The following is an 18,390-nucleotide window of genomic DNA, read 5'->3' as shown; positions in this document are numbered from 1 at the left end:
CCGAAGATGCAAGGGATCTAATCAGTCATTACGCGGAGCAAGGAGGCACGGATGGGCAAGGTTGTCGGCATCGATCTCGGAACCACCAACAGTTGTGTGTCGGTGATGGAGGGCGGCAAGCCCACCGTGATCGCCAATGCCGAGGGCTTCCGCACCACGCCGTCGGTCGTGGCCTACACCAAGAACCAGGATCAACTGGTGGGTCAGATCGCCAAGCGCCAGGCGGTCATGAATCCCGACAACACCTTCTATTCCGTGAAGCGTTTCATCGGCCGTCGGGTTGATGAAGTGAATGAGGAGTCGAAGGAAGTCAGCTACACGGTGGAGAAGGCTGGCTCCAATGTGAAGGTGAAGTGTCCGGTTCTTGAGAAACAGTTCGCCCCTGAGGAGGTGTCTGCCCAGGTGCTGCGCAAGCTTGCAGAAGATGCCGGCAAGTACCTCGGAGAGTCTGTGACCCAGGCGGTGATCACCGTTCCCGCTTACTTCAATGATTCCCAGCGTCAGGCCACTAAAGATGCGGGCAAGATTGCCGGCCTTGAGGTGCTGCGCATCATCAACGAGCCCACCGCTGCGGCTTTGGCTTACGGGCTCGATAAAAAGAGCAATGAGCGGATTCTGGTGTTCGACCTCGGTGGTGGAACCTTCGACGTGTCGGTTCTCGAGGTTGGTGATGGTGTCTTTGAGGTTTTGTCGACCTCCGGTGACACCCACCTCGGCGGTGATGACTTTGACAAGGTGATCGTTGATCACCTGGCCGACACCTTCAAGTCCAATGAAGGCATCGATCTGCGTCAGGACAAGCAAGCTCTTCAGCGCCTCACCGAAGCTGCTGAAAAAGCCAAGATTGAACTCTCCAGCGCCACTCAGAGTGAGATCAATCTGCCGTTCATCACGGCCACCCCAGAAGGGCCGAAGCATCTCGACCTCACCCTGACCCGAGGCAAGTTCGAGGAACTGGCGTCCAAATTGATTGACCGCTGTCGTGTGCCTGTTGAGCAATCGCTCAAGGACGCCAAGTTGTCGTCCGGTGAGCTGGACGAGATCGTGATGGTGGGTGGTTCCACCCGGATTCCAGCAGTGCTCGAACTGGTGAAGCGAGTTACCGGCAAGGATCCCAATCAGACGGTGAACCCTGACGAGGTGGTGGCCGTGGGTGCGGCTATCCAGGGCGGTGTGCTCGCCGGTGAAGTCAAGGACATCCTGTTGCTGGACGTCACCCCTCTTTCTCTGGGTGTGGAGACTCTCGGCGGTGTGATGACCAAGATGATCACCCGTAACACCACGGTGCCCACCAAGAAGTCTGAGACCTACTCAACTGCCGTGGACGGTCAGACCAACGTGGAGATTCACGTGCTTCAGGGTGAGCGCGAGATGGCGTCCGACAACAAGAGCCTCGGAACCTTCCGTCTTGATGGCATTCCCGCTGCTCCCCGCGGCGTGCCTCAGATTGAAGTGACTTTCGACATCGATGCCAACGGCATTCTCAGCGTCACCGCCAAGGACAAGGGCAGCGGCAAGGAGCAATCCATCTCCATCACCGGAGCCTCCACCCTCAGTGACTCCGAGGTGGACAGCATGGTCAAGGATGCCGAGGCCAATGCCAGCGCTGATAAGGAAAAGCGCGAGCGCATCGATCTCAAGAACCAGGCTGAAACCCTCGTTTATCAGGCTGAGAAGCAGATGGAGGAGCTCGGCGACAAGGTTGATGCAGCCGCCAAGACCAAGGTGGAGGAGAAGCGCACCAAGCTCAAGGAGGCCACTGAGAAGGAGGATTACGACGCGATGAAGACCCTGCTTGAGGAACTGCAGCAGGAGCTTTACACCGTTGGAGCCTCTGTTTATCAACAGGCTGGCGCTGAAGCCGGTGCAGCTCCCGGTGGCGACTCAGGCGCGACTCCCGGAGGGGGTTCTGGATCTGGTGAGTCTGGCGATGATGTGATCGACGCTGAATTCACTGAATCCAAGTGATCCTTGAAGGCCAATCACACGTGGTCTGAATCCTTGTGTTGTCTTCCCCGTCTGTGATCAGACGGGGTTTTTTGTTGCATAAAAAGGGAGCATTCGTTCCCTTTTGATTCGCGAGTTGGTCTAGACGCAGTTGATCTAGAGGTTGCGATCGTTCAGTTGATGGAATCGGCAGCAGCTTTGGCTTGGCTCACAACTTCAGGTGGCAAAGAGACGTAGCCCAGATCAGGGGCTTGCGACTGTGCTTCCTCGGAAAGCATGTAGTTGAAGGTCTGCTTCAACAGTGCCGTTTTGTCGTCGTTGCCTGTCTCATAGGCCAGCACCCAGGTGAAGGTGACGATCGGATAGCCCCTATTGGGATTGGGGTTGCCTCCGATCAGATCGGGGCCGAGGTCAATGGAACCCAGAGCTTCGCTGGCTGTGGCATTGGTGGGTTTCACCTGTTCACCCGAAGCGTTCTGCACTGCAGCGGCCTGGAGATCACCCTTCACATAGGCCAATTCCACATAACCGATGCCTCCAGCGATTTGATTCAGCTGGGCGGAGACACCCTCATTGCCTTTGGCTCCAACACCGGTTGGCCATTTGACCGACTTGTCTGCACCAACCTCCTTTTTCCATTCAGGGCTAATAGCTTCCAGATGTTTCGTGAAGTTGTAGGTGGTGCCGGAGCCATCGGAACGGTGAACCACATTGATCGCCTTGTCGGCACATCCGAGTGTGCTGTAGTTCGTGATCTGCCCGAGAAAAATGCCTGCCAGTTGTTGCTGGGTCAGTGATAGATCGCAGCCGGGGTTGTTGTAAGCCACGGCGATCGCACCCGCGGACATTGGGATTTGCACCACACCACGACTCACCTTGGCGACGGCTTCAGGTTTCATCGGCTTGTCGGATGCGCCGAAATCGACGGTTTCCGCCGTGAATTGACGCACACCAGCACCCGATCCCACGGATTGATAGTTGACCATCACGCCTTGGGGCGACAATCCCTGAAACCATCGCTGGTAAATGGCTGCAGGGAAGGAAGCGCCTGCTGCGGAGAGCTTGCCCTGGACTTTTTCATCACTACCACCACTTGTGGAGCAAGCAGCCAGGCTGAGCCCTGCGGCCACACCCGACATGACAGTCAGCGTTCTCGTGAGAAAAGAGCGTTGCATGAACTCTTCTGAAAAATTGGTGGAGAGTGAAGAACACTCGGATTGAACTTATTGCAATGCGAGGAGTCCAGATTTAAGGGCTGGTTATCGTTTCTTTATCAATGTGTTGGCCAACCCATTCAGCGGTTGCGGGTGCCAGCAACACGCCGTTGCGGTAGTGCCCTGATGCCAGCAGCAGTCCAGGTTCGAGCTCTTCCAGTAGAGGGGCAGGTTTGTCTCGGGGTCGGGCACGCAAGCCATGCCATTGGCCGAGCAGTTGAGCATCGTTAAGCCAATTCGGGGCTAGCTCGTTCAAGCGTCTCATGGTCTCTGTGGCGGCGGGATCCGCGTTCACGCCAGGTTCCAGCGTGGCTCCGATCCACAGGCGATCGTGTCTGTGCGGAATCAGATTGATGCCGCCGCAGGTGAGCACTGCTGGCCACCCTGTCCATTGCTTGGTTGGTTTGTTGAGCTGCAGCTCCAGCACCTGTCCAAGCACGGCATCCATGCGGCGTTGATGCCCAAGGCTCTGCAGCAGTTTGGTGCTGCCCAAAGCAGAGCAGATCACCACTAGATCCACGGCTTCGTTCCGTCCTTCAGCGGTGATGAGGCGCCACTGGCGCCGGGCTGTGCTGCCAGGGCGTTGCAGTTCCACGACCTCTGTCGCCCGTCGCTCCACGTTGTGTTGAATCAGGCTCCGCCTCAGGGCCTTCAACAGCAGCAGAGGATCAACCCGTCCATCACGTTCGGAGAGCATTGCCCCGTTACCAGCCTGGGGCCAAACCGGATCAGTCTCATCAAGCCTGTCGTTGGCGATGAACTGCAGTCCTGAATCGGGTCTTGCATCCGCAAGCTGTTGCATCCGCTGGGCTTCTTCTGCATTGCCGGCAAGTTGGATCAGCGGAGTTTCCAGCTGCAGAGGTGACTCTGGATGATTCAGTTGTTCAACCCACGCTGGCCACAGCGTCATGCTGCGTTGGCGCAGTCTCCAGGCCCTGCCGCTCGAACGGCGGAAGGCGTGGCCCATCAGCACGCCTAATGATGCGGTGCTGCCATTCAGATCACGATCAGCTGGCCTTTCTGGGATTGGCGTAGCCAGTGATGGGTCCACCAGCACAACACTGTGACCTTGCTCGGCAAGTTGCCAAGCGGTGCCGGTGCCGGTGACCCCGGCACCAATGACTGCGATGGATGCGATCAGCTCAGGGCCTGCTCGGGGATGACTGCGGCGTAATTGGCGAAGTCAGCCTCAAGATCGTCGTAAGCCTTCTGAAGTTTGGCGCTGTCCTGCAGACGAGCGGCTTCATCGAGATCAGCCATGGCGTCCTTCAGGGACGTTGCCAATTTGTTGGCTTCTGCTCGGTCCTGGGGAAGCAGCCGCTGATTGATGTACAGCATTTCGCGGCCCACTTCCTGCATGGGGCCGTGGATCAAGTTGCGAGTGAAGGTCCAGTCGCGTTCGTCGACGAGCTTGGCCAGTTCAGGCAGCCGTTCCCTGGCAGCCGTGAATCCTTCCACCTGGCGGCGGATCACAGCCATATCCTCTGGGCTGATGGTGGCAGGCTTGGCATTGGCGCTGCCATCACAAGCTGCGAGGCCGAAACAGAGGGCCAGGCAGAGGCAAAAGGCGGCCACGCGGCGCAGGGCGCTCAGCATCGGAGTTCAATTGAGTGGTGGCGATTTTAACCGCCACCTAAATTCAATTGGTCGGTTGCTTTACGAGTGTGAGCTCATGAGGGTGGACCAGGTGCCGTTGGCTTCCGTCCTCAGACCTCTGCAGCGATTTTTCGACGAAGACAAAGTGGAAGCCCTGATGGCCTCGATTCGCCAGGAGGGTTTGCGCGAACCGATTGATCTGCTGGAGGTGGATGGTCAGCTTTGGGGTTTCAATGGCTGTCACAGGGTTGCCGCCCATGAACGTCTTGGCCTGCCAACCATTCCTGCCCGGATCCGACAGGCCACATCCAGGGACTTGAACCTGCATCTTCGCTGAGACGCAGGCACGCCCCGGCGCAGAATCAACGTTGTCATCTCTTTGACATCCTTGTCTTCCGCTTCGGTCATCCTTCAGCTGATCTGTCCGGATCGTCCGGCACTCGTGAGTGAACTCGCCGGTTGGGTGGCTGCGAACGGGGGCAATATCCGTCATGCGGATCACCACACCGATTCCGGTGCTGGTTTGTTTCTCAGCAGGATTGAGTGGGATCTTGAGGGCTTTGGTCTGCCGCGCCAGGCGATTCCATCAGCAGCGGAGTCTCTGGCACAACGGCTCGGGGGCGAGGCTCAGTTGCACTTCTCCGACGATCATCCCCGTGTGGCGATTCTGGTGAGCAAGCAGAGTCATTGCCTGCTTGATTTGCTCTGGCGTGCCCGCAGTGGAGAACTGCCGATGCAGGTTCCCATCGTGATTGCCAATCATCCTGATCTTGAGAGCAGCTGTAAGGAGTTCGGGGTTCCTTTTATTCATGTGCCTGTGACCCGCGAGACCAAGGCTGAAGCTGAGCAAACCATTCTTGAGCTGCTGATCAAACATCGGGTGGAGCTTGCTGTGCTCGCCAAGTACATGCAGGTGCTAAGCGGTACCTTCCTCGAACAATTTCCCAATGTGATCAATATCCATCACTCATTTCTGCCTGCTTTCAAGGGCGCACAGCCGTATCACCGTGCCTGGGAACGGGGCGTGAAACTGATCGGTGCGACGTCCCATTACGTCACCGAAGAACTGGATGATGGCCCGATCATTGAGCAGACGATCGCTCATGTGAGCCATCGCGATGAGGTGCAAGACCTGATCCGGAAGGGTCGTGACACTGAGCGACTCGCTCTGGCCAGGGCTTTGCGCCTTCATCTCTGCCGACAGGTGATGGTCTATCGCGGCCGTACGGCAGTGTTCGCGTGATGGTCTGGCTGGATCAAGGTCGACCCTCTCTGGCGTCTGCGCGTGGTTGGCGCTGCTTTCAGCTCGGCCTGTTTCTGCTGCCGTCGTCAGCTCTGCTGGGAAGTCTGCTGCTGTTCCCAGCCCTCTTGTTCGGTTGCGCTGGGCGTGAACGACCCTCTTGGCGTGACCCCTGGAATGCTCCGCTGCTGCTGGCTTCAGGCCTGATGATTCTTGGTTGCTTTGGCGCCTATGACCAGGGACTCGCCTGGGTGGGGCTGGGAAATTGGCTTCCTTTTTTCTGGGGTTTCTGGGGTTTTCAGCCGTACGTGATGAGTGGTGAGGCCCGGCGCCGCTCTTCCCTTTTGCTTGTGGCAGGCAGTGTTCCTGTGGTGGTGACCGGTCTTGGCCAGCTCTGGTGGGGATGGCAGGGACCGTGGCAACTGCTTGGTGGATTGATCGTGTGGTTCATGGCAGCAGGTGGCCGTCCAGAGGGGCGTCTTTCGGGACTGTTTGATTACGCCAACATCGCCTCCGCCTGGTTGTCTTTGGTGTGGCCACTCACCCTGGCTGCTCTCGTGCAGCAGGGATTGAACCGCTGGCGTCGTGTGGTGGTGCTGATCCTGGCCGTGTTGTTGGTGGTGGCGTTGGTGCTCACGGAATCCCGCAATGGTTGGGGTGCACTCGTGCTGGTGGTGCCGTTGGTTCTGGGTCCACCCAGCTGGCCCTGGTTGATTCCTCTGCTGGCGCTGGCGCTTTTGCCGGTGTTGCTGTCCGTGCTTCCCGGGGTGCCGCTGATGCTCCAGGATCCTGCCCGGACTCTGGTGCCTGAAGGTCTCTGGGCTCGCCTCAACGACAGTCAGTACGCCGGAGAGCGGGTCCTGGCTTCCACGCGCATCAGTCAATGGAACGTTGCGCTGCAATTGATTGGTGAACGGCCGTGGCTCGGTTGGGGAGCGGCAGCGTTCTCAGTGATCTATCCCCTGCGCACCGGTCAGTGGCATGGCCATGCTCACAATCTGCCGCTGGAGCTGGCGATTGGTCATGGTCTGCCGGTGGCCGTGCTGCTGGTGGGTTTTGTTGTAGCCCTCTTGGTGGTGAGTCTGCGCCGAGGACTGTCTGGGCTGTTCGACCGGGCTTGGTGGACGGCGCTGTTTGTGCTGATGGTTCTGCATGGCACTGATCTGCCCTTTTTTGACAGCCGTCTGAACATTGCCGGTTGGATTCTGCTGGCGGGTCTGCGAGCGTCCTTCAGTCCTGAACTGTCGGAGCGGCTCCAGCTAGAGACAGGCTCTGATGCTTGAGCAAGGTTTTTCGTCCTAGCGGTCCGTTGAGATGGTCCCAGGGCAGCACGACGGCTTCATCCCAGTTGTCGTGTACCACCTGCTCCCATGGAGGGGGCAAAGGCAGATCAACTCCACCGCTTCTGGCCCCCGGCAGTTCGCCGGCCCTGCAGCTGCGGTAGGCCTTCTTCCAGCCTCCGAGGCTTTCCTGTGATCCTCGGACTGCGGCGATCACCGGAGCCAGACGGCGGTCACTGCGAGAGAGCAGGGCTTGGATCACACTCCAGCCGTAACTCTCCGGCCGTAGATCAATTCCCTTCGGCTTCAGTCGTTTGGCCAGTCGTTTGAGGCGTTTGTCGGCTTCAGGTCTCACGCCCTGCCATTGGAAGGGGGTCTGAGCCTTGGGCACAAAGGTGCTCACTCCCAGGGTGAAACGCAAACCAGGGGTGGTCTTCTTGAGCTGAAGCAGCAGATCTGCGGTTGATTCCACATCCTCCTCCTGCTCACTGGGAAGCCCCACCATTCCGTAGAGCTTGAGGGCACGCAGTCCACCCTCTTTGGCATGGCGCGCAGCGGCACTGATCTCCTCATTGCTCAGCTTTTTGTTCACCACCTCCCGGATGCGTTCGCTGCCGCTTTCAATGGCGATCGTGAGTGATTTGCTGCCGCGTCGGGCCAGTCCGCTCGCAAGCTCCGTCGTCACGGTGGCTGCCCGCACCGAACTCACACTCACTCGCACGTCATCAAAGCGGTCATGACCGAGCCAGCTGAGCAGGTCTGCGAACTGTGGATGCTGAGTGACTGATGCACCCAGGAGTCCCAGCCTGCGCGTTGCCACCAGACCTTTCTCCACAGCAGGGATCAGGCCGTCGTCTAGAGAGGGCGTGCGGAAGGGAAGCGTGAGATAACTGGCCAGACAGAAACGGCACAGTTCCGGGCAGCTGCGCACCACCTCCACCATGTGGATATCAGGCCACGCGGATTCCGGGGTGATCACCGTTGAATGGCTGAGGCTGTTGCCACGCCAGGTTTGCTTGCTGATTGTTGCTGGTAGATCTGCTTCGATCGGGTCGATGCTTTGCAGACAGCCGTCATTGCCGTAGCGGGGTGCGTACAGCGATGGCACGTAAATCCCAGGCACCTGAGCCAACCGCCGCAGGCGCACGGATCGTGATTCAGACCGCACCTCTTGAAGCGCGTCGATGAAGCTGGGCAGCAGCTCTTCGCCGTCGCCCAGCAGGATCACATCGAAAAAGGGAGCCAGAGGTTCGGGGTTTGCGGTCAGCACAGGACCGCCACCAAACACTATTGGATCCTGATCCGAGCGCTGTTCGCTCCAGATGGGAATTCGTTGCTGCTCCAGCAAATCCAGCAGTACCGGACCATCCAGTTCCCAGCTGAGGGAGAGTCCGAACAGATCGCACTGCCGATGTGGTGGATCGCTCTGATCGGTGAACAGGCGCCGCACATCCAGATCAGACCGCATGGCCAGGGTGGCCCAAACGATTTGATAACCGAGGCTGGTGATTCCCACTGTGTAAGTGCTGGGAAAGGCCATCACCGCACGCAGGGCTCCGGTTTCCGGCACAGCCGGATCAAACAGCAGCGTTTCCTGGTTCAGGAGGGCCTGGGCTTCAGATGTTCATCCTGAAGGATCAATGATTCAGATGCTCCAGCCAATGTCATCAAGGTTGTACCCCCGCGACGTGAAGATCTACAGACACCTGTTGTTTGTCTGAGCCATGAATGCAGGGTGCTCCTATGGATCAGGCCTTTTGGTGTTGTTTTTAGGAGGTGTTGATGGTTTGGGAGGGTCAAACTTTCTGCGTCGAATCGATCCCTCCCAAGCGTGGTGAATGCCACCGCGTCGTTCCCTGCGGGCTTCCAGGTGATCCTCCTCCAACAGCTCCATGCCCAGCTGGCGCTCATAGATCGAGCGGTCATCAAACAGACGTGCCACAAGGAAGCTGGCCAGGCAAGCCACCAGGATCGGCTTGAGGATCAGCAGATCCTTGGTGAGCGCAAAGGCCAGGAACATCGCCGTGATCGGTGTGCGTGAACAGCTGGCTACGAAGGCACCCATCCCGGCGAACACATAGGTGCTGGGCACATGTCCGGTGAGCGCTTCCACCCAGATGCCGCAGGCCAGACCGATGGCGCCTCCCAAGGTGAGCATCGGATAGAACAGCCCGCCTGGAGCCCCTGATGCAGCAGCCAGACCGGTGCTGAAGAAGAGCACGATGAAGGTGCCAAGCGCCATGGGGATATCGGCCTTGCCATCAGCGATCAGGTGCTGCAGCCCTTCCAGGTTGTGAAAATCCTCAGGCAGAAAGGCGTACACACCGCCCAGAACGCCACCACTGATCACCATGCGCAGCACCAGGTGATCGCCGAACCAGGCATTGCCCTTGCGTTGCATGGCGAGCACATAGCGGCAGTAGAGCTCCGCCAGCACCCCAACCACGACGCCAAGCCCGATCAGATAGCCCAGATCGATCGGCAGGAAGTTCACCAGTGGTGTGTATTCCCGTTCCAGCTGGAATCCCTGTGTGGCATCGAGGCCCCCTCCACTGGAATTGAGGCCTGCCAGACCCAGAACGTCTGCCCAGGCATCGGCCCAGAAGGTGGTGACAATCACCAGCAGCAACACCACCGGTCTGGCGGAATGCAGCAATTCCTCGACCGCGTAGACGAAGCCTCCGATGGGGGCACTGAACACTGCTGCGATACCGGCGCCGCCGCCGGCGGCCACGATCAAGCGGCGGAAGGCCACGGGTGCTTTCAACCAGCGCGCCATCTGCCATGCCACGGAGCCGCCCATTTGAACCGCAGGTCCTTCCGGGCCGAGAGGGAAGCCGCTGCCAATGGCCACGATCCCAGCCACCAGCTTCACCAGGCCCACCTGAAGCCCCATCGGCACCGCCCGGTGTTTCAGGAATCCCATGATGTGGGTGATGCCTGAGCCGCCAGCGGCTGGGGCCAGGTAGGCCACCATCAGCCCTGAAGTCAGGCCGCCTAAGGCTCCGAGTCCAGGCAGAACAGCCCAGGCCGGCAGATCCGCCAGCAGTTCCAGTCGCCAGCCACTCAAGACTTTGATGCCGGCTTTGAACAGCACACCGGTCAAGGCAGCGCCAAGGCCGGTGAGCATCAAGGCCAGCACCACAACCCACCAGCGTCGTTCCAGCAGACGTCGGATGCTGCGGCTGGAGCCGAGCTGGTGGCGGCGTTGTTTTAGTTCACTGAGAACGACCATGGAATGGCCAGTCGGGGATCAGGCCCCGGCCAGCATCTGGGCCTCCTCATCTGCGCTGACAACTCGACCCTGATCCTCGAAGCCACTGATCTGGTCAAAATTCAGATAGCGGTACAGCTCATCGGACAGAGGATCGATCTTTGCGGAGGCGATGCTGCGGTACTCGTCCGCTGTGGGGATCCGGCCCAGCTGGGCACAGACCGCTGCCAGTTCGGCGCTGCCTAGGTAAACCTGGGCGCCTTTTCCGAGGCGGTTGTTGAAGTTGCGGGTGCTTGTAGAGAACACGGTGGTGTCGTCCTCGACTCTGGCCTGGTTGCCCATGCACAGGGAGCATCCCGGCATCTCCATGCGTGAGCCGGCCGCTTCGAAGGTGGCGTAATAGCCCTCGGCCTTGAGGGTCTCTTCATCCATGCGGGTGGGAGGGCACACCCAGAGCCGGGCCTTGTTTTCACCGGCTCCCTCGAGCACTTTGGCCGCGGCTCGGTAATGGCCGATGTTAGTCATGCAGGAACCGATGAACACCTCCTGCACCGGCGCTCCAGCCACCTCGCTGAGCAGCTTCACGTTGTCGGGATCGTTCGGGCAGGCCAAAACGGGTTCGGTGAGTTCATCGAGGTTGATCTCAAGCACCTCGGCGTATTCGGCATCGTCATCAGCGCTGAGCAGCTGGGGATTGGACAGCCAAACCTCCATCTCCTTGATGCGGCGGGCCAGGGTGCGCGCATCGCTGTACCCACGCGCAATCATGTTTTTGAGCAGGGCCACGTTGCTGCGCAGATATTCGCTCACCGTTGCTTCGGAGAGCTTGATCGTGCATCCGGCACAGGAGCGTTCGGCGCTGGCGTCGGTGAGTTCAAAGGCTTGCTCGAGCTTCAGATCAGGGAGGCCTTCGATCTCCATGATTCGGCCATTGAACAGATTCTTTTTGTTGGCTTTCTCCACCGTCAGCAGACCGCGTTGAATGGCGACCCAGGGGATGGCGTTCACAACATCACGCAGGGTCACGCCGGGCTGCAGAGAGCCGCTGAATCGAACCAGTACCGATTCAGGCATGTCGAGGGGCATGGCGCCAATGGCCGCAGCGAAGGCCACGAGGCCAGAGCCGGCTGGGAAGGAGATGCCAAGTGGAAACCGGGTGTGGCTGTCACCGCCGGTGCCCACGGTGTCGGGCAGCAGCATGCGGTTCAGCCAGCTGTGGATGATCCCATCTCCGGGCCGCAGCGCAACGCCGCCGCGCTGAGCGAAGAAATCGGGCAGGTCCTTCTGGGTCTGAAGATCCACAGGCTTGGGATAGGCCGCGGTGTGGCAGAAGCTCTGCATCACAAGGTCGGAGGAGAAGCCCAGACAGGCCAGCTCCTTCATTTCGTCTCGAGTCATCGGCCCGGTCGTGTCCTGGGATCCGACCGTGGTCATCAGCGGCTCGCAACTGGTGCCTGGGCGCACACCTGTGAGGCCGCAGGCCTTACCCACCATTTTCTGAGCCAAGGTGAATCCCTTGCCAGTGTCTTGCGGAGCGCTGGGGCGGATGAATAGCTCGGAAGGCGGCAAACCAAGCTTGGCGCGCACCTTGTCGGTGAGGGCTCGACCGATCATCAGCGGAATGCGGCCACCGGCACGCACCTCATCACTGATCGTGGCTGGCTTGAGTTCGAAGCGGCTCACCACCTCACCATCCCGTTCGATCGTGCCTTGGTAGGGGCGAATGGTGATCACATCTCCGGTGTTCAGACCGGTGACATCACATTCGATCGGCAGCGCGCCCGAGTCTTCTGCGGTGTTGAAAAAGATGGGGGCGATTTTTCCGCCCAGAATCACTCCACCGGCTCGCTTGTTCGGGACGTGCGGAATGTCATCGCCCGTGTGCCATAGCACCGAGTTGATGGCGCTCTTGCGTGAGCTTCCTGTGCCGACAACATCGCCCACGTAGACCACGGGATGGTCACCTTGCTTCAGCCTTGTGATCGTCTGAAGGCCTTCAGGGTCTCGGGTCTCCAGCATCGCCAGGGCATGCATGGGAATGTCCGGACGGGTCGTGGCATGGGTTGCCGGAGAGAGATCATCGGTGTTGGTTTCGCCTTCGATCTTGAAGACGGTCACGGTGATGGACTCAGCCAGCTCCGGTTTGGAGGTGAACCACTCAGCTGCTGCCCAGCTGTCCACCACCTGTTTGGCGAAACGGTTGTCTGCCGCCAGCTCCATCAGTTCGTTGAAGGCGTCGTACACGAGCAGGGTGCGGCTCAGGCCCTCAGCGGCACATCCAGCCAGCTCTTCATCGCTGTGTTTGAGCAGCTCAATCAGGGCGGCGACGTTGTAGCCCCCCACCATTGTTCCAAGCAGACGGATCGCTTCCAGCGGTGACACCAGCGGGCTGGTCGCTTCGCCCTGCGCCACAGCACTCAGCCAGGTTGCCTTCACGTAGGCGGCTTCATCCACCCCAGGTGGAATGCGTTCACTCAGCAGATGCAGCAGTTCCTGCTCTTCTCCAGCAGGAGGGTCCTGCAGCAGCTCTGTGAGCGCTTTGGCCTGGCTGGCATCGAGTGGCAGCGCTGGGATCCCTTGGGCCAGGCGTTCTGCAGCGTTCTCGCGGTAGGTGCTCAGCATCGGAATCGGCGCAGGAACGGCAAAGGCACTTCATTCTCCTGCGTCACCGTTCCATGCTCACGCCATGCGCTCTGGAGCAGCTTGCGTAACGTGACCTTATTGATTGCTCAGGGCATGACCACCACTCACGATCTGCATGTGGTGGATACCCTGCCACTGGTTTCACCGGCTTTGCTGCACGGGGATTTCCCAGCCGACGCAAGGGCCACTGAAACTGTCGCCACCGCCAGACAGCGCATCCAGGCCATTCTCCGGGGAGAGGACCACCGCTTGCTGGTGATCGTTGGCCCCTGTTCCGTGCACGACGTGGATGCGGCCCTTGACTACGCCCGCCGCCTCGCCCCCTTGAGGTCCCGTTATGCAGGGGAACTGGAGGTGGTGATGCGGGTTTATTTCGAGAAGCCTCGAACGACTGTGGGCTGGAAAGGATTGATCAACGATCCCCACCTCGATGGTTCCTACGACATCAATACCGGTTTGCGGATGGCGCGCTCTCTGCTTCTGGATCTCGCCCGGGACGGCATGCCCACTGCGACGGAATTGCTGGATCCAGTGGTTCCGCAGTACATCGCCGACTTGATCAGCTGGACTGCGATCGGTGCCCGCACCACAGAAAGTCAGACCCACAGAGAGATGGCCTCTGGTCTTTCGATGCCCGTGGGCTACAAGAACGGCACCGACGGCAGTGCCACCATCGCCATCAATGCGATGCAGTCAGCCTCCAGTCCTCATCATTTCCTGGGGATCAACTGCGAGGGGAATGCGTCCATCGTGAGCACCACCGGTAATCCCTATGGCCATCTGGTGTTGAGGGGAGGCAACAGCGGTAGTAACTACCACCTGGAGGCGGTTCAGGAGGCATGCTCGGAATTGGCCGGAGCTGGCCTGCCGGATCGTTTGATGGTCGATTGCAGTCATGCCAATTCCAACAAGGACTATCGCCGCCAGGGCGAGGTGCTCAGGGCTGTGGCTGCTCAGGTTCAGAAGGGATCAACCCATGTGATGGGTGTGATGCTGGAAAGCCACCTGGTGGAAGGCAATCAGAAGATCAGTGCTGATCGCTCCTCACTCACCTACGGACAGAGTGTCACTGATGCCTGCATCAGCATTGAAGCAACGGCTGACTTGCTCGCTGAGCTGGCTGAATCCGTGAAGAAAGCTGGCACTCCTGCATCCGGGATTCCGGTGGCTTGAGCAGTGATCAAGGTGGCGGCCGTTCAAACGGTCATCCACATCCAACTCAGCCCCACCGCTATCGGCACAGTGAGGTTGTCGATTCCCCAGCGGCCCCATTGTTCCAGGCCAACGGCCAGAGCACAAACAGCGATCAAACGCAGGGGATGCAGAGGACTCTGGCTGATCAGCACCAGCAGGAGCAACACCAATGCCGTGACCAAGCCCATCGTGACCGTGCCGGCAACGGATTTCCGCTGTTGCCACACGGTCCAGCTGGGAGATGTCATGCCTCGGCCCACAAGGCCCGCCAGCCCATCGGCAAAGGCCATCACCAGCACTCCGGCGCAAACCGCAACCGCTTGTTCGGGCCAGAACAGCAGCAGCAGCAGACTGATGGCTAGGCCATACGCCACGGTTCCGTAGCTGTTGCGGTCAACATCCTCAACAGCAGGTAGAAGTTGAATGCGGTGATTGATCGCGGTGATCACGGTGACGGCGAAGGCCACTGGCACTGCAATCGATGCTGGAATTGAGAGCCACCAGGCCAGGACAACGACAGGACCGGTGCCGATGTGCACGATCTTGCGACTGAGCTCTCGTTGTTCGGGCCATCGCTTCCGACAGATGAGAGCTGCTGAGAGCACCAGCAGCATCCAGATGCCGATGATCAGCAGGGACGAGAGCAAAAACTCAGGCCGCCTGCTGATGGTTGGTCATCACACGCAACTTCAAGATGGCCTTGGCTTCCAGCTGCCGCACCCGTTCCCGCGACACATTGATTTGACGGCCGATTTCAGCCAGCGTCAGTGGTTCGGCTCCATCCAGTCCGAAGCGCAATTTGAGGATTTTTTGCTCACGCTCATTCAACTGAGAGAGCCATCCGCCCAGGTGCTCCTTCTGAATGCTGCGATCCATTCCCTCCATTGGCTCAGCACCATTGGGATCTGGAATCAGTTCACCGAGCGTGCTGCGATCTTCTTCGCCACGGGCATGGGCATCCAGGGATGCGCAGGGCGCGCTTTGGGCAATGAGGTCTTCGAGATCGCGCGGTTCGATGCCCATCGCGCTTGCCAGTTCCAGTCGATTCGGTTGCCGACCGAAGCGGTGAGACAGCTCACGCGTGATGCGGCGCATCTTGGAGAGCTTTTCGCTGATGTGAATCGGCAAGCGAATGGTGCGTGCGCTGTTGTCAATCGCGCGAGTCATCCCCTGGCGAATCCACCAGTAGGCATAGGTCGAAAATTTGTAGCCCATGGCAGGGTCGAACTTGTCGACGGCCCGCTCCAGGCCGATGGCTCCTTCCTGAACGAGATCGAGCAGCTCCAGGCCCTGGTTCTGATATTTCTTGGCAACGCTCACCACGAGGCGGAGGTTGGCGGCCATCATCCGATCCCGGGCACGCTTGCCCATGCGGATGCGGTGACGCTGCCTGGGAGTGCGATCCTCCTCAGCAATATCGAGTAGCTCCTTCATGGCTTGCACATGATGAGCAAGCTCGATTTCTTCGGCTGCAGTGAGCAGTGGAACTCGTCCAATGCTGCTCAGGTAATAACCAATTGAATCAGTGGCCAAGCGCCCGCTTTGACGTGACGAGCGACTGGAAGTTGAGCGTGAACGTGCACTGCTGTCACGACGACCAGTGGTCGGCAACACAGGCTCTGATGAAGCAACTTTTTGAGTTACTCCTTCAGATTCCAGAGGGATCCCCATCATCCTGGCCTCCTGAAAATTAGATTTGCGAAAAATTTAGCACCCGGAGCAAAGAGTGAAGTGATTAATTCGAAAGTTTTTACGAATCAATGATGCAGTGTTAAGTCTCGTGGATCGAATATGAAATAAAGACAAAAAGCACAATTTCGCTGTATCGATGAACACGGGTCTTGCTTGATCAGTTTTTCGCGACCAGCCCTTTTCTCCAGGTTTCAATCAGGCTCAACTGCGAATTACACTCTTCGCCCTTTGGATGGCGCTGACTGAAGGAACCATCGGTCTGCATATCGAATGATCCACGGTTGTCATCGAGATAGATCTGCATCAAGCGTTCCAGTTGCTCCCGAAGCGCTGGTTCTTCAATGGGTGTCACAGCTTCAACGCGTCTGTCCAGATTTCTTGGCATCCAATCAGCGCTGCCGATGTAAACCTCCGGTTCGTTGTGATTGGCGAACCAGAACAGGCGTGAGTGTTCAAGAAAGCGACCGATGATGCTCACCACGCTGATGTTGTCGCTCACGCCCTCGCGACCTGGGTACAGGCAGCACATGCCGCGCACAATCAGTTCGATCTTCACGCCTGCCTGGGAGGCTTCGTAGAGCAGGGCGATGATGCCTGGATCCACCAGTGAATTCATCTTGGCTCGGATATGGCCGCCGCGGTCGTGCTGAGCATGTTCAATCTCACGGCGAATCAGATGTTCCATGCCTTTACGCAGTGATACCGGTGCAACCAGCAACTTGCGGAACTCCTGCTGTTTAGAGAAGCCGGTGAGGTAATTGAACAATTCCACCAGATCCTGGCCGAGTTCGGGTCGTGCCGAAAGCAGGCCAAGATCGGTGTAGAGGCGTGATGTCTTCGAGTTGTAGTTACCGGTGCCGATATGGACATAACTGCGGAGACGTTCCTTTTCCTTGCGCACAACCAGCACGATCTTGGTGTGGGTTTTTAGGCCCAGAACTCCATAAACGACATGCACTCCTGAGCTTTCCAGGTGTTTCGCCCACTGGATGTTGTTGTCTTCATCGAAGCGTGCTTTGAGTTCCACCAGCGCCATCACCTGCTTGCCGTTTTCCGCAGCACGAATCAACGCGGCGATGATCGGTGAATCCTTTGAGGTGCGATAGAGGGTCATCTTGATCCCCATCACCAGAGGATCGTCGGCGGCCTGGTTGATGAATTCCTCCACGGATGTGGAGAAGAGGTCGTAGGGGTGATGCAGAAGCACATCGCGGCGGCGGACCACCGAAAAAATGCTCTCAAATTCCTCCTCTTTGATGGAGCCGTCTTCGAGCATGTTGCGCTGGGCGCGACGCAGTACCGAGGGTGTCTGGCCCGAGTGGGACTCGTTCTTGAGATTCGCCAATGGGATTCCCATCAGACCGAACAGATCGTCGAGCCCCAGAGGACCGTCAACCCTGTAGAGATCGGCTTCCTCAACGGACATGCCATCCATCAGCATCTCGACAACGTCCTGTGGCATCCCCTCGGCGACTTCGAGCCGCACCACTTCGCCTCCCATGCGGCGTTTGCGCAGGCCCTGCTCAATGGCGATCATCAGATCATCAGCTTCCAGGTCGCGCAGTTCCAGATCCGCATCCCGGGTGACGCGGAAGAAGTAGTGCCCCTCGATGCTCATGCCTGGAAAGAGAAGGCCGAGGTTGAAGGCCACCACCTGTTCAAGGGGAACGGCCGTGTGAACTGCCTCAGATTGTTCAGCTGCGAGGTCGGTGGGTATGGCAACGAATCGAGGCAAGATCGTCTGAGGCACCTTCACGCGGGCCAGCAGCCGCTGACCGGTGTCCGGATCGTCAATCAGAGCCGCCACATTCAGGCTGAGATTGCTCACGAAGGGAAACGGATGAGCCGGATCCACTGCCAGGGGGGTTAGCACTGGAAAAATCGCTTTCTGGAAGTAGTTATCAACCCAGAGTCGTTGGCGTTCGTTGAGCTGTTCGTAATCGAGCAGATGGGCGCCGTGGTTGTGCAGTTCGGATCTGAGCTGGCTGCGGTAGTGCTCTTGCTGCCGTTTCAGTAGGGGTGCGAGATGTTCCCGTATGGCTTGCAGCTGTTCCAGTGGTGTGCGTCCGTCCTCGCTGCGCTTATCAATGCCCGCTTCCACCTGGGCCTTGAGGGAGGCCACTCTCACCATGAAAAATTCGTCGAGATTGTTGCTGAAGATGGCACTGAATTTGGCCTGCTCCAGCAACGGGGTGCGTTGATCCAGGGCCTGAATCAGCACGCGCTCATTGAAGGCAATCCAGCTGAGCTCTCGGTTGATATAGAGGTCGGTGGAGAGAGCGTTGTCACTCATCGGGTGACCAGATGTGCATGAACCGACTCGCGAAACGTAGCAATCGTTCAGAGGCCGGACTGCAGGTTTTTTGATGT

The 18,390-nt window shown here is 58.7% G+C and carries 14 protein-coding genes; 5 read left to right on the top strand and 9 right to left on the bottom strand.

Translation table 11 applies throughout. The annotated features are described in order from the left end of the window. Positions 1-51: 51 nt before the first annotated feature. Positions 52-1,968, top strand: a complete 1,917-nt coding sequence (dnaK, locus tag DXY37_RS06380) for a molecular chaperone DnaK (protein ID WP_115125863.1) — start codon at positions 52-54, stop codon at positions 1,966-1,968. A gap of 152 nt (positions 1,969-2,120) precedes the next feature. On the opposite strand, the gene pstS is transcribed toward dnaK, so the two are convergent. From pstS to psbQ, 3 genes are all read right to left on the bottom strand, one after another. Further along, complete coding sequence (pstS, locus tag DXY37_RS06375; RefSeq protein WP_115125862.1) at positions 2,121-3,122, bottom strand: phosphate ABC transporter substrate-binding protein PstS; 1,002 nt, start codon at positions 3,120-3,122, stop codon at positions 2,121-2,123. Between the two features lie 73 nt (positions 3,123-3,195). Beyond that, positions 3,196-4,281, bottom strand: a complete 1,086-nt coding sequence (locus tag DXY37_RS06370; RefSeq protein ID WP_244276941.1) for an FAD-binding oxidoreductase — start codon at positions 4,279-4,281, stop codon at positions 3,196-3,198. Between the two features lie 17 nt (positions 4,282-4,298). Further along, complete coding sequence (gene psbQ, locus DXY37_RS06365) at positions 4,299-4,757, bottom strand: photosystem II protein PsbQ (protein WP_115125860.1); 459 nt, start codon at positions 4,755-4,757, stop codon at positions 4,299-4,301. Positions 4,758-4,848: 91 nt separating this feature from the next. Between psbQ and DXY37_RS06360 the strand changes: the two genes are divergently transcribed. Genes DXY37_RS06360 through DXY37_RS06350 form a run of 3 tightly spaced genes read left to right on the top strand, consistent with a single transcriptional unit; the run spans position 4,849 to position 7,280 of the window. After that, positions 4,849-5,094, top strand: a complete 246-nt coding sequence (locus DXY37_RS06360) for a sulfiredoxin (RefSeq protein ID WP_371637972.1) — start codon at positions 4,849-4,851, stop codon at positions 5,092-5,094. Between the two features lie 51 nt (positions 5,095-5,145). Beyond that, positions 5,146-6,000: a formyltetrahydrofolate deformylase gene (purU, locus tag DXY37_RS06355; RefSeq protein ID WP_115125858.1), complete on the top strand. Its 855-nt coding sequence runs from the start codon at positions 5,146-5,148 to the stop codon at positions 5,998-6,000. Further along, the gene (locus DXY37_RS06350; protein WP_115125857.1) at positions 6,000-7,280 is read left to right on the top strand and encodes an O-antigen ligase; all 1,281 of its coding nucleotides are present in this window, start codon (positions 6,000-6,002) and stop codon (positions 7,278-7,280) included. The genes purU and DXY37_RS06350 overlap by 1 nt, the downstream gene beginning before the upstream one ends. Here DXY37_RS06350 and DXY37_RS06345 read toward each other — a convergent pair. From DXY37_RS06345 to acnB, 3 genes are all read right to left on the bottom strand, one after another. Further along, positions 7,228-8,817, bottom strand: a complete 1,590-nt coding sequence (locus DXY37_RS06345; RefSeq protein WP_170951811.1) for a radical SAM protein — start codon at positions 8,815-8,817, stop codon at positions 7,228-7,230. The genes DXY37_RS06350 and DXY37_RS06345 overlap by 53 nt on opposite strands. Before the next feature lie 201 nt (positions 8,818-9,018). Then, positions 9,019-10,512 (bottom strand): ClC family H(+)/Cl(-) exchange transporter, encoded by a 1,494-nt coding sequence (locus tag DXY37_RS06340; protein ID WP_115125855.1) that lies wholly within the window; start codon positions 10,510-10,512, stop codon positions 9,019-9,021. A gap of 18 nt (positions 10,513-10,530) precedes the next feature. Continuing rightward, positions 10,531-13,113, bottom strand: coding sequence for a bifunctional aconitate hydratase 2/2-methylisocitrate dehydratase (gene acnB / locus DXY37_RS06335; RefSeq protein ID WP_115125854.1), 2,583 nt, complete (start codon positions 13,111-13,113; stop codon positions 10,531-10,533). A 114-nt stretch (positions 13,114-13,227) separates the two neighbouring features. Here acnB and DXY37_RS06330 point away from each other — a divergent pair, with 114 nt between their 5' ends. Further along, positions 13,228-14,307 (top strand): 3-deoxy-7-phosphoheptulonate synthase, encoded by a 1,080-nt coding sequence (locus DXY37_RS06330; protein ID WP_115125853.1) that lies wholly within the window; start codon positions 13,228-13,230, stop codon positions 14,305-14,307. Between the two features lie 23 nt (positions 14,308-14,330). Here the strand turns inward: DXY37_RS06330 and DXY37_RS06325 are convergent, their stop codons facing one another. The 3 genes from DXY37_RS06325 to ppk1 all read right to left on the bottom strand — a co-directional run bounded on the left by DXY37_RS06325 (position 14,331) and on the right by ppk1 (position 18,313). Next, complete coding sequence (locus DXY37_RS06325) at positions 14,331-14,975, bottom strand: diacylglycerol/polyprenol kinase family protein (RefSeq protein WP_244276919.1); 645 nt, start codon at positions 14,973-14,975, stop codon at positions 14,331-14,333. A 4-nt stretch (positions 14,976-14,979) separates the two neighbouring features. Next, positions 14,980-15,999, bottom strand: a complete 1,020-nt coding sequence (locus DXY37_RS06320; protein WP_067093499.1) for an RpoD/SigA family RNA polymerase sigma factor — start codon at positions 15,997-15,999, stop codon at positions 14,980-14,982. A gap of 178 nt (positions 16,000-16,177) precedes the next feature. Continuing rightward, positions 16,178-18,313 (bottom strand): polyphosphate kinase 1, encoded by a 2,136-nt coding sequence (gene ppk1 / locus DXY37_RS06315; RefSeq protein ID WP_115125852.1) that lies wholly within the window; start codon positions 18,311-18,313, stop codon positions 16,178-16,180. Positions 18,314-18,390: the final 77 nt, after the last annotated feature.

Source organism: Synechococcus sp. GEYO (assembly GCF_900473955.1).
Taxonomy (GTDB): Bacteria; Cyanobacteriota; Cyanobacteriia; order PCC-6307; family Cyanobiaceae; genus Synechococcus_C.
This window is presented reverse-complemented; position numbering and strand designations above follow the sequence as displayed.